Annotated in this window: 10 protein-coding genes; 9 read left to right on the forward strand and 1 reads right to left on the reverse strand. The window is 59.1% G+C overall.

The features are described from left to right. Positions 1–6: 6 nt before the first annotated feature. Positions 7–3,423, forward strand: coding sequence for a serine/threonine protein kinase (locus M9Q49_RS10495; protein WP_254508695.1), 3,417 nt, complete (start codon positions 7–9; stop codon positions 3,421–3,423). Between the two features lie 61 nt (positions 3,424–3,484). On the opposite strand, the gene ptsP is transcribed toward M9Q49_RS10495, so the two are convergent. Further along, positions 3,485–5,248: a phosphoenolpyruvate--protein phosphotransferase gene (ptsP, locus tag M9Q49_RS10500; RefSeq protein ID WP_261365042.1), complete on the reverse strand. Its 1,764-nt coding sequence runs from the start codon at positions 5,246–5,248 to the stop codon at positions 3,485–3,487. A 368-nt stretch (positions 5,249–5,616) separates the two neighbouring features. Here ptsP and M9Q49_RS10505 point away from each other — a divergent pair, with 368 nt between their 5' ends. The 8 genes from M9Q49_RS10505 to M9Q49_RS10540 all read left to right on the forward strand — a co-directional run bounded on the left by M9Q49_RS10505 (position 5,617) and on the right by M9Q49_RS10540 (position 12,400). Then, positions 5,617–6,159 carry a 3-hydroxyacyl-ACP dehydratase FabZ family protein gene (locus tag M9Q49_RS10505; protein ID WP_254508697.1) on the forward strand — a complete coding sequence of 181 codons (543 nt, stop codon included), beginning with the start codon at positions 5,617–5,619 and terminating at the stop codon, positions 6,157–6,159. Between the two features lie 88 nt (positions 6,160–6,247). After that, positions 6,248–6,637 carry an acyl carrier protein gene (locus M9Q49_RS10510; protein ID WP_254508698.1) on the forward strand — a complete coding sequence of 130 codons (390 nt, stop codon included), beginning with the start codon at positions 6,248–6,250 and terminating at the stop codon, positions 6,635–6,637. Between the two features lie 70 nt (positions 6,638–6,707). After that, positions 6,708–7,253, forward strand: coding sequence for a beta-hydroxyacyl-ACP dehydratase (locus M9Q49_RS10515; RefSeq protein WP_254508699.1), 546 nt, complete (start codon positions 6,708–6,710; stop codon positions 7,251–7,253). A 109-nt stretch (positions 7,254–7,362) separates the two neighbouring features. Further along, entirely contained in the window at positions 7,363–8,640 is a 1,278-nt protein-coding gene (locus M9Q49_RS10520; RefSeq protein WP_254508700.1) for a beta-ketoacyl-[acyl-carrier-protein] synthase family protein, read from the forward strand. Between the two features lie 101 nt (positions 8,641–8,741). Then, positions 8,742–9,077 carry a histidine triad nucleotide-binding protein gene (locus tag M9Q49_RS10525; protein ID WP_254508701.1) on the forward strand — a complete coding sequence of 112 codons (336 nt, stop codon included), beginning with the start codon at positions 8,742–8,744 and terminating at the stop codon, positions 9,075–9,077. Between the two features lie 5 nt (positions 9,078–9,082). Beyond that, the gene (locus M9Q49_RS10530) at positions 9,083–9,334 is read left to right on the forward strand and encodes a hypothetical protein (RefSeq protein ID WP_254508702.1); all 252 of its coding nucleotides are present in this window, start codon (positions 9,083–9,085) and stop codon (positions 9,332–9,334) included. Positions 9,335–9,440: 106 nt separating this feature from the next. Beyond that, the gene (gene ligA, locus M9Q49_RS10535; protein WP_254508703.1) at positions 9,441–11,444 is read left to right on the forward strand and encodes an NAD-dependent DNA ligase LigA; all 2,004 of its coding nucleotides are present in this window, start codon (positions 9,441–9,443) and stop codon (positions 11,442–11,444) included. A gap of 194 nt (positions 11,445–11,638) precedes the next feature. Beyond that, positions 11,639–12,400 (forward strand): metallophosphoesterase, encoded by a 762-nt coding sequence (locus M9Q49_RS10540; RefSeq protein ID WP_254508704.1) that lies wholly within the window; start codon positions 11,639–11,641, stop codon positions 12,398–12,400. The last annotated feature ends 13 nt before the right edge of the window (positions 12,401–12,413 follow it).

The raw sequence follows: 12,413 nt of genomic DNA on the forward strand, positions 1-12,413 counted from the left end.
TGCACCATGGCCAAGCATCCGCAAACTGACGAACTCCGTTCCTATCTGCTGGGAAAGTTGCCGGAGGCAGCTGCGCAGCAAATCGATTCGCACATCGACGACTGCCCGGCCTGCGAACAGACGATGGCCAGCCTCGACGGCGAAGCCGACACGCTGATCACGCAGTTAAATGCGCAGGCGAGTGCAGTGTCGGGCGACGGAACCGATCCGCAACTGCGGCGGGCACTCGATTTTGTCATTCAGCATGGCAAGACGGTGAGCCCGGGAACTGTTGCCGCGAAAGACGCGAGCCAACCGCCGGCCGAACAGCTGCGCGAGTACAAGCTGCTGGAGAAGCTCGGCGAAGGAGGCATGGGGGCGGTCTACAAAGCAGTGCACACGCGGCTCAACAAGATCGTGGCGATCAAATTGCTTGCGGCCGACAAAATGCAATCGACCGATGCGGTCGCGCGGTTTCAGCGCGAGATGTTGGCCGTCGGCAATCTCGATCACCCGCATCTCATTCGCGCACACGACGCTGGTGAAGTCGACGGCCCCCATTTTCTCGTCATGGAGTTCGTCGCCGGCAGCGATGTGAATCAGATCGTGAAACAGCACGGCCCACTGCCGATCGCCGCGGCGTGCGAGATTGTCCGGCAAGCGGCGCTCGGTCTCGCCGAGGCGCATCGCCACGGGCTCGTGCATCGCGACGTGAAGCCGTCGAACTTGATGCTGACGAGCAAAGGCCAGGTGAAGGTGCTCGACCTGGGCCTCGCACTCCTCGCCGATCAACTGCAGCCGCAGGACCTGACAACCAGCGGACAGATGATGGGGACCATCGACTACATGGCGCCCGAGCAAGGTGGCGACAGCCATCGAGTGGATGCTCGCGCGGACATCTATAGCCTGGGCGCGACGCTCTACAAATTGCTCACCGGCGATGCGCCCTTCAGCGGACCGCAGCATGACACGCTGATGCGAAAGTTTGTCGCGTTATCTTCAGAGAAACCAGCGCCGGTTCGCACGAAGCGGCCTGAAGTGCCGGCGGTGCTCGCGGCGATTGTCGAGCGGATGCTGGCGAAGGATCCCGCCGCGCGACCAGCCACGGCGGATGAAGTGGCGGCAGCGCTGTCGCCGTTCATTGCAGGTGTCGATCTGAATGGCCTGGTGGCGCTATCGGGCGCGGCTGCTTCTTCAGCTCGCGGTAGTGGTGAAGTAGGCGATACCGTTTCCTTGCCGGCGAATTCTCTCGCGCCGGCAGCGACTGCGGAGTTGAAGATCGCGCAGCATCGTCCGCCGACTCGCAACTGGGTGATTGCGGCAGGCTTTGCCGCGGCAGCACTTCTCGCGCTCGGCGTCGTGTTGATTATTCGCAATCGCGACGGGAAAGAGACAGGTCGGCTGGAGCTCAAGCCCGGTGATACCGTCGAGCTACAACAATCGCCAGACAAAGTCCCAGCGATTGCGAATCCACCGACTCCGGCCAAACCAGCGATCGACAAGCCAGTCGCGCTGGTCCGCGGAGATCAGCCCGTTCGTTTCTTTCGCACGCTGGCCGGCGCGCTTAATGAGCAACAACCGGGCGATTGGTTGGAGCTGCACACCAACGGTCGGGTGGAACTAACGGGAGTCGACTCGGTGAAGGGGCAGTTTCGCATCCGCGCAGCGGCCGGTTACCGGCCGATGTTGGTTTTCACGAAGGTCATCCAACTCACCGATGCGGCGGTGCTGGTCGACAGCTGCGATTTTGACATGCGAGTTGTCAATAGTGGCCTGCAGGGGAATGGTCCAGCCTGGGAATTTCGCGGCTGCCGGATTTGGGGTTACGGTAGTTCGATCATGACTCGCAGCACGAACACGCGATTCGTCAATTGTCTGCTCGCCTCGGCTGCCACGCTGATTTCGGCGAGCGGCGATAGCGATGTCACGCTCGACAACTGCATCACCGCCGTTTATGGCGGTGTGCTGAGCATGGGCTACGGCAAGCAACATCTCACCCTGCGAAACAATACTTTCTCGCTGTTTGGCTTTGGCACGCCGACGGTGGTCATGTATACGCGGGCGAACAACGCGACGATTCATGTCGAGGCGGAAGGAAATCTCTTTCTGATCAGCAATTCCGGTTTGATCGGACCGATGATGATCGACAACACTATTCCCCCGGCCGAGAAAAACCTGGAAGAGAAAGTTGTGTGGCGCGGCAAGGAAAATCTGTACGTGGGCAATTGGCAGCTCGCTCCCAACAAACTCGTGGGCGCCGACTTAGCCGATTGGAATGCACTCTGGACTCAACCGGAGGAAGGCTCGCGCGGCGCGGCAGAGGTCGATGTCGACTGGATGCAACTTCACAAAGGATCGTTGGCTGCCGTGATGGGGTACTTCGAGCCGCTCATCGGTGCGTCGCGGCAACGCCATTCGCTGCCGGATCTGGGGCCTGATGTGGCCAACATGGGGCCCGGCGGTGCCTATCAACGAGCGCGTGAGCTCGCCCGCGGCAAGCCATTTACTCCCGACGAAATCCGCGAGGAAGTGAGCGACGGCAAGCCGCTCGTCGTGTTTCGCAAAGACGAACACGCCGGTAGTTATAAGGAATTAAGCGACGCGTTGGCTGCCATGCAGGATGGCGATGTACTGGAGTTCCGAACCGACGCTCTGATCAGCGATGTCGTCAGACCTGCCAAGCCGCGAACGCTGACGTTGCGGGCCGGCATCGGCTACCAGCCTCGCATCCAGATCAACAGTGAGATTCAAGATCGCCTTATTTTGGAAGGGCTCACTTTTCCTCGAGCGATTCAATTTGGGGTTGGGAACAACACAACCAATGCATTTGATGGAACGGGACGGTTAGAGCGCATGAGCCATTGCCTTGTCGAGGGTGCAGTGCAGGGAGGCATGGGTGGCGGTGATTCGCAGCCCGCCACGATCACGCATTCTTTTGTCCATCGCGTTCATGCTCAGTTGAAGGAAGGCGGTTTGCGGATTTCGCAGTCGCAGGTGCGCGAAGTGCAGGTTGCTCCCTGGGAAGAGAAGGGCAATCACTTGCAGATCGATCATTGCCTCCTCGCCGGTTTCAGTCCGGGGTGGAACGGTTACGCGTTCTTGCTGGTGCGCAGCGATAATCCGCAGCCGCCACTGCGAGTCACGATGGAGGATTGCTACGTGCAATCGCACGCGCACCTGCTCTTTGCCAACGAGAACCTCGTCTGGCAAGGTGACCGCAATGTGTACGGCAGTTTGCAGGGTTACGCTTCCGGCCAAGCGGTGCAGTTGCTAAGCGATATGCAGAAAAAGTACGGCAGCGATCAGAAGTCGGCGGAGGACTTGCCGTTGTTGCTGGAGCCGGAGCAATGGGCGATTTCTGCTAGATCGCTGGAGATGGCCAAGCGAAGGTCTGGAGGATTTGTGGGCGCGGATGTGAGCCAAGTGGCGGGGAAACGGAAATAGAACCACAGAGGCACAGGGGACACAGAGAGGAGAGTAAAGGAGTGTTTCTCTCGCCTCCCTCCTAGTTCATGTCGAGCATGTCAAGATTTGGCGCGAGGATGTGTAGTTGCTCGGCCATGTAGCGTTTGACGGCTGCGGTGGTGCGGAGCGTCAAGGCGCGGCGGAGAATGACTCGGCAGGTTTCTTCGGTGAGGTGCGTGGCCAAGTCTTTCATCGAAGGGATGAACGACGCGCTCATGCTGAAGCAGCGCAATCCCATCGCGAAGAGCAAGACGAAGGCGCGCGGCTGAGCGGCCATTTCGCCGCACAGAGTGACGGTTTTGCCGGCTTTGTTGCAGGCCTTGATCACGGTCGAAAGGACACGGAGGACTGGCGGCGCGAGCGGCTGGCAGAGATGGCTGACCTTGGGGTTGTCACGGTCGGCGGCCATCAGGTATTGGACGAGGTCGTTGCTGCCGATGGAGACGAAGTCGACGAGCGGCAGCATGTCGTTGATCGAGATAGCCGCGGCGGGAACTTCCAGCATCATCCCTAGCGGCACTTCGGCAAATGGTTTGTTCTCGGCGCGCAGCTGCTGCGCGGCACGGCGGACCATCGCTTTGGTTTTGCGGACTTCCTCGACGGTGGTGATCATCGGGAACATCAGCTTGACGTTGGTGCCGACTTCCTTCGCATCGGCGGCAGCGCGCAGCACCGCGCGGAGCTGCGTATTGAAAAACTCCGGATGCTCGAACGACAAGCGGATGCTGCGCCAGCCCATGAAGGGATTGGCTTCTTGATGCGTGTGGCCGAGGTAGGGAACCGTTTTGTCGCCGCCGATATCGAGCGTGCGAATGGTCATCGTCATGCCGGGGCAGGCGAGGCAGGCGTCGCGATAGGCGATGTACTGCTCTTCTTCGTCCGGCACGTCGGGGTGCGTGAGATAGATGTACTCAGTGCGAAACAGGCCGACGCCGGCAGCGCCTAGCGCGACGGCGGTGGTGGCATCGAGTGCGCCGTTGATGTTGGCGAGCAGATCGAGCTTGATTCCATCGGCGGTAACGGCGGGCTGATCTTTGTTGGTCGCGAGCGCATCCTTGAGCAGGAAGAACTCGCGCTCGAGCTTCAGGTATGCGCTCTTTTGCTCAGGATCGGGATTGACCAACACGTGGCCGCCGCGGGCATCGACGACGACGATATCGCCGTTCTTCACCTGGCGGAGAATATTGCGCATGCCGCTGACAGCGGGAATGCCCTTGCTGCGGGCGATGATCGCCGCATGGCTGGTTTGACTACCGGCCTGGGTGACGATTCCCTTGACCTGCAAACCCTTGAGCGCGACGACCTGCGACGGCAGCAATTCATCGGCAATCAGAATCACCGGCTGATTGAGCAACTCGGGATCGGTATTCGTGGCTTGGGTAATGTGGGCGTTGAGGCGAATGACAACGTCGCGGAGATCGTTCATCCGCTCGCGCAAGTATTCGTCGTTCGTTTTCTGAAACAGAACGGTGTATTGCTCGAGGAGTCGATGGAGCGCGGCTTGGGCAGTCAGCCGTTCGTCGACGATCCAGCCGCGGACTTTGTTGGTGAAAGCCGCGTCGCGCAAGATCTGCTCATGCACGCTGAAGATAGCAGCCTCGTCGTGGCCGACCTGGCTAGCAACCTTGTGCTGCAGCGCGCGCAGCTCTGCTGCCGCTTCATCGCGAGCGGTTTCGTAATTGGCGAGTTCGGCGGTGACTTCGTGATCTTCGAGGCGTTTCGTATCCGGATTAATGAAAATCTCGTGGATACAGTAAGCCACCCCAACCGCGACACCGGGTGATACGGGAATTCCTTTGCGCATACGGAGCGAGAATGTACCAGCAAATGCTGGCGGTGACAAACGAGCCAGTGCCAGGATTGCAATTAGGGCGATTAAATCTGCTTTAGGGGGGATCTTACGGTCGGCTCGACTTCCCTTCGCTTGGTTGTTCGACAGCTAGTTTTGATCAGTCGACGGAAAGAATCGGCACTCGTTGCCAGCAATGCTGTCCGCTAGCGAAACCTCGGTTGTGGCAATTCGCGCAGGGGGTTATAGTTGCGGACTTTAACGACAATGCGGAGAATGGAAGCTTACGCGGTCCTGCCGATGATTTTATCGGGTACTGCCAAAACGCAGTCCTGCCGATAACAGAGTCGCCCAGTACCCGAGTGTTCCCGAGGAAAGAAGACATGCGGTTTTGTTTGTTGGACCGGATCACCGACCTACAACGAGGGTCGAAGATTACTGCCAGCAAGCTGCTGCGCCCGGAAGAAGACTATCTGGCCGACCACTTTCCCCGCTTTCCGGTCATGCCGGGCGTGCTGATGCTGGAATGCATGTATCAGGCCGGCGCCTGGCTGGTTCGCAGCTCGGAAGATTTCAAACACGCGGCCGTGCTTCTCAAAGAAGCCCGCAATGTGAAATACAGCGACTTCGTCACTCCGGGCAAGGAGCTCGTCGTGACGGCTGAACTGCTGAAGGAAGACGTCACCACCGCCACGCTCAAAACCTCGGGTACGGTCGACGGCAACCCTGCCGTTTCGGCCCGCTTGGTCCTGGAAAAATTCAACGTTGGCGATCGCTTCCCCGTGCGGGCTAATTGCGATCCTTACATCCGCATGTGGATGCGCGGCGTGTTCGATCGGCTGATGAAGGCCGGGCTCGATTCGTCGAGCGGCAGCAGCGGATCCCAAATTGATGTCAAATCACAGCTCGTTTCCGCTCAGTCTTAGAGGCCTACGGACGGTCCTCGGCGGAAGCAGCCTAAACGCAACAACCAAACGGACGGTTGCACTTTTTAGTTTTGGAGAATTGATTCCCATGGCAGTCTCGAAAGACGAAATTTTCAAGAAGGTGCAAACCGCCCTGGTCGATGCGCTCGGTGTGGATGAAGAAGACGTGACGCCCGAAGCCACGATGGTCGGCGACCTCGGTGCCGAATCGATCGACTTCCTCGATATCGTGTTCAAGCTCGAAAAAGCCTTCAGCATCGAAATTCCCCGCAAGGAATTGTCGCCTGAAGACATTCTTACCAACGCCGAATTTGTGAAGGAAGGCAAAGTCACGCCGGCCGGCATCGCCGAGCTGAAGAAGCGGATGCCCTTCGTCAACTTCACCAAGTTCGAAGCCAATCCGAACGTTCGCGAATTCAGCAACCTGATGACCGTCGGCGATCTTTGCCGTTACGTCGAAAGCAAGGTTGCCAAGTAGTGTCGGCTTTCGCTGCGGCGAAAGCAGGCGTCTTCTGAGAGCCGGTTGATTTTTAGTTGAGCGAGATTCCATGCGTTGGTACTGGATCGACCGGTTTACAGAGTTCAAGCGCGGTAAGAGCGCGACTTCGATCAAATGCGTCACCATGTCGGAGGAGCAACACGACTCCTACCTGCCCGGCTACCCGGTCATGCCGTCGTCGCTGATGATCGAAGGAATGGCTCAAACGGCGGGCATTCTCGTCGGTGAAATGAGCGGCTTCGAAGAGCGCGTCGTGCTCGCCAAAATCGGCAAGGCTGTGTTTCACACGCCCACCGAGTGCGGCGATGTGTTGCGGTACTCTGCCGTGCTGCAAGACGTGCAAAAGGACGGCGCCATCGCCTCGGTCACGGCTCACGTCGGCGACGAACTGAAGGCTGAAGTCGAGATGATGTTTGCCTTTCTCGACGATCGCTTTCCGAAGGGTCCGCTCTTCGATCCAGGCGACTTTCTCGTCATGCTCCGCTCGTTTCATTTGTACGATGTGGGGGTCGACGAGAACGGGCAACCGATCACGCCGCCGCAGTCGTATCTCGATGCGGAACGGGCCAAGTATCAGGCCGCGGGAATGCTCTAGTCTGGTGGCTGCCCGGCTGTACCCGGGTTGATTTCGGGCTGCGAACCACGAATCATAGAGGTTCGTGGCGAATGAATTGTTAGGACCTGCCCAGGATAGCGGTGAACGGATGAGACGGCGCGTCGTAGTTACCGGCATTGGCTGCATCAACCCTCTGGGCAACGACATCGAAACGATGTGGTCTGCCCTCAAGGAGAGCAAGTCGGGCGTGGGCCTGACCACCGTCTTCGATGCCAGCCGCTTTCCCACCAAGATCTCGGCTGAAATCAAAGACTGGGACATCACCAAGAGCGGTGAAGACGGCAAAGTGTGGGGCGAGCGCGCTCGGCACACCCGTTTCGCCGCCGGCGCTGCCAAGCAGGCCGTCGCGATGTCCGGCATCCTGGACGACAAATCGCTCGATCCCACGCGCTTCGGCGTTTATCTGGGTGCTGGCGAAGGCTCGCAGGATTTCATCGCCTTCTCGCGTTTGCTCACCTCGGCCCTCTCGCCCGAAGGTGTCGACCTGACCAAGTTCATGCGGGTGGGCCTCGAAACCCTCAGTCCCACGCAAGAAATCGAACAAGAACCGAGCATGCCGACCAGTCACCTGGCCGCGATGTTCAATGCTCAAGGACCGAATGCCAACTGCCTTACCGCCTGTGCGGCCAGCAGCCAGGCCATGGGCGAAGCCACCGAACTGATCCGCCGCGGCGACGCCGACGTGATGATCAGCGGCGGCGCTCACTCGATGATTCACCCCTTCGGCGTGACCGGCTTTAATCTGCTCACGGCACTGTCGACGAGCAACGATGACCCAACCAAGGCTTCGCGACCGTTCGATCGGCTGCGCGATGGCTTTGTGCTGGGCGAGGGTGGCGCGATCGTCATTCTCGAAGAACTCGAACACGCCAAGCGCCGCGGCGCACCGATCGTCGGCGAGATTCTGGGTTACGGCACGACGGCCGATGCGTATCGCATCACCGACATTCACCCCGAGGGTCGCGGCGCTATCGCTTGCATGACCATGGCCATCAACGACGCCGGACTCACGCCCGCCGACATTCAATATGTGAATGCCCACGGCACGAGCACGGCTGTGAACGACCGCGTCGAGTCGTACGCCTGCAAGACCGTCCTCGGCAAAGAAACGCCGGTCAGCAGCACCAAGAGCATGATGGGCCATCTCATCGCCGCGGCCGGCGTGACCGAAGCCATCGTCTGCCTACTCGCGATTCGTGACGGCGTGTTGCCGCCGACCATCAACTACGAAAATCCCGATCCTGATTGCGATCTCGATTACATCCCGAATGTCGCCCGGGAAAAGAAACTCGACGTCGCGCTGAGCAACAGCTTCGGCTTCGGTGGTCAGAATATCTCGCTGGTCGTAGGCCGGTTTAAGGGATAAGTAGGACGGACCATTGGTCCGTCTGGAACTGCGACTGCGGCGGTTTGGCTTTGTGCCCGCTTCGAGGACGGACCAATGGTCCGTCCTACTACGAGTCTTCTATGACCATCTTCAAACGAATCATCGACAAGGAAATCCCGGTCAAGATTCTGTACGAAGATGAGCTCTGCCTCGCCTTTCCCGATATCAGCCCGCAGGCTCCGACGCACGTGCTGGTGATTCCGAAAAAGGAAATCGTTAACGTCGGCGCTGCGCTCGCTGAAGACCAGGCCTTGCTCGGTCATCTGCTGCTCGTCACGCAAAAAGTGGCCGCCCAACTCGGCCTCGCCAATGGTTATCGCGTCGTCATGAACTGCGGTCCTGATGGCGGCCAGAGCGTTGATCACTTGCACATCCACCTCCTCGGCGGACGGCAGATGAAGTGGCCACCGGGCTGATCTTTATGAAGCTTTTTACCAACCCCTTCTTCGCCTTCCTCGTCATCGTCGGCCTGGTCTTCGCCTTCACCGCTTGTGCCTACACGGTGATGAGTTTTCAAAATCTCGACCCACACACCGTCGATCAACCGGGCATGAGCCAGCTGATGAAACAGCATGGCTTGATGATTCTCGCTGTTGAACTCGGCCTGCTCACCGTACTGACGATCGCGGCGATCGGCACGGATGATTTCTGGACGAAGCGAGCTGAGAAGTAGCAGCCGTTCTCTTTTGTTGCCGCGAACGACGACCGTCGTTGCAACCAGCGCGACGAAACGAATATCCTGGGATAACTCTTCATCCCGCCGCCTCTTCGAGTTTCTCATGTCTGCTCCTGCAAAGCGCGTTCAAGAGCTCCGCAAATTGATTCGTCATCACGACGAACTCTATTACAAAAAGGCGACGCCCGAGATCACCGATCTGGAATACGACAAGCTGATGCAGGAATTGCAGCAGCTCGAGTCGCAGCATCCAGAGCTGATCACGGCTGACAGCCCCACGCAGAAGCTGGGCGATCAGCCCGTCGAGGGTTTGACGCAGGTGGCCCATCGCGTGCCGATGCTGTCAATCGAGAATTCGTACGACGTACCGACGGTGAAAAAGTTTGCCCAGAGCACAGCAGATGCGCTCGACGGCGAAGCGGTCGAGTGGGTCGTCGAATATAAGATCGACGGCGCTGCGATTGCCCTCACTTATGAAAAGGGAAAGCTCGTGCGGGCTGCCACGCGCGGCAACGGCTCTGTCGGCGACGACATCACGCACAACGCGGTGACGATTCTCGATGTGCCGAGGCGGCTGGTTGGTTCGCCGCCGCCGATTTTGGAGATTCGCGGCGAAGTCTACATGAATAACAGCGACCTGGTGGCGCTCAACGAGCGCCAAGCCGAGCGCGGCGAAGCGGCGTATGCGAATCCGCGTAACGTCGCCGCGGGAAGTATTCGGCTGCTCGATCCGCGCGAGTGCGCATCGCGACGTCTGCGGTTCTTCGCGCATGGCGTGGGTTATTGCGAAGGGTTGCAGGTCGCCGATCACATCGAGTTCTTGAAGGACCTGGCTTCGTACGGTTTGACCCCCACACCGCGCGTGCAATCTTTCAAGAGCATCGACGAAGCCCTCGCGCATTGCGACGTGATGATCGAAGAGATGGGCAATCTCGATTTCGAAATCGACGGCCTCGTGCTGAAGGTGAATCGCTACGACCAGCGCGAACGCCTCGGCATGCGCACCAAGAGTCCGAAGTGGGTGATCGCCTACAAGTTTGAAAAATACGAAGCCAAGACAAAGGTCAACAAAATCAGCGTGCAGGTCGGCAAGACCGGCGCCATCACACCGGTCGCGGAACTCGAGCCGGTGCAACTCGCAGGGACAATCGTCAGTCGCTCGAGCCTGCACAATGCCGACGAAATCAAGCGGAAGGATATTCGCGAGGGGGATTGGGTCATCGTCGAGAAGGCCGGCAAGATCATTCCGCATATCGTGCGCGTCGAGAAGCACGAGCGGACCACCGAACTGCCGGAGTTCGCTTTCCCAACGCATTGCCCCGAGTGCAAAACCGAACTCATCAAAGACGAAGGTGGCGTTTACATTCGCTGTCCCAACCCGGGTTGCCCGGCGAAGCTGCAGGAGCGGATTCGTTTCTTTGCCTCGCGCGACGCGATGGATATCGAAGGCCTCGGCGGCAAACTCGTCGAGCAACTGGTTGCCGGCGAGATCGTAACGACGTACGGCGACTTATATCGATTGTCCTCCGATTCGCTGATGAAGCTCGAACGGATGGGCAAGAAATCGGCTGACAAATTGCTCGCCGGCATCGAAGGGAGTAAAGGCCGCGGCCTGGCCCGGTTGCTCAGTTCGCTATCGATTCGGCACGTCGGTCAGCGCGTCGGCAAACTCCTCGCCGAGAGCTTCGGCAGCATCGAGGCGTTGTCGGCCGCCAGCGAAGAGCAGCTGCAAATCAACGAGATCGGCCCCGCCATCGCCGCGAGCATGCATGAGTTTCTGCACAGCGATTACGGCCAAGCCATGATCGCCGATTTGAAGTCGCTCGGCGTCAATATGGAGGAAGAAATCAAAACGCCGGCCGCGACGGCTGGCGGCGTGCTCGCGGGAAAAACGCTGGTCGTCACTGGCACGCTCGCCAAGTATAAGCGGAACGAAATCGAAGCCCTGATCGAAGAACACGGCGGCCGGGCGAGCGGCAGCGTGAGCGCGAAGACGGATTATTTGGTCGCTGGGGCCGATGCGGGAAGCAAGCTAGAGAAAGCGACGAAGCTGGGCGTGAAGGTAATTTCGGAAGATGAGTTTCAGGAATTGATTGGGTTGAAGTAGCAAGATCCGCGGTGTGCGATCGCCGCCTGAAGCTGTTCGGCGACACGCTGGTGTTTGAACCGCGATGGAGCGGAGTTGAGGAGCCACCAACAGGGCAGCCCCTCACCCCGACCCTCTCCCCCGGAATACCGAGGAGAGGGAGTAAGACAGGAGGGTCTACGCACGCGGGTATGCGGTTTGCTATGATCGGTGGCATGGAACCGCACACTTACTTTGTGTCAGATCTCCATCTGTTCTCGCGCCGCTCGCAGGCGCCGCAGCATGCGGCCGCGCTGCACGCGGCAGCCCGGCGGGCTCGCACATTCGTGCTTGGTGGCGACATCTTTGATTTTCGCTGGTCGACGCTGGGATCGATTGAAACGACGGTGAGGGCTTCGGTCGATTGGATCGACGACCTGGTTCGAAAGTGTCCAGACTGCCAGTTTCACTTCGTCGCCGGCAACCACGATTACAACCAGCGGTTTCTGAATGCCATCGGCGAGTATTCGCAGCAAACGCCGAACTTACAATTTCATCATTATTACCTGCGACTCGCTGGCAGCATTTTTCTGCATGGCGATGCTGCCGATCACCCGACGATGTGTGCCAGCCGGCTGCAAGCCAATCGGCAACATTGGCTGAAGGATGAATCGCGCGGGCCGATCAAGAACTTGCTTTACGATCTCGCCGTGAAGGCTCGGCTGCATCGCCTGGCTGGCGTGGTGCATCCCAAAAAGAAAGTCGCTCAGCGATTGACCGGCTATCTCGACCGCATCGGCCATGGCCCGGGGAGCGGCCTGGAGCATGTCTACTTCGGCCACACGCACCAGGCCATGTCGAACTACTCGCTCGGCGGCCTGACCTTTCATAACGGCGGAGCGCCGATGGCAGGGCTGCAGTTCCGCATCGTGCCGGTGAATCCGACTGAGGCTACTGAGCAGAGCATTACATCGGGGAATGCGATTGCTGGGGCTTAGTGCGTTTCCATGA

It is taken from the genome of Anatilimnocola floriformis (assembly GCF_024256385.1).
Lineage (GTDB): Bacteria > Planctomycetota > Planctomycetia > Pirellulales > Pirellulaceae > Anatilimnocola > Anatilimnocola floriformis.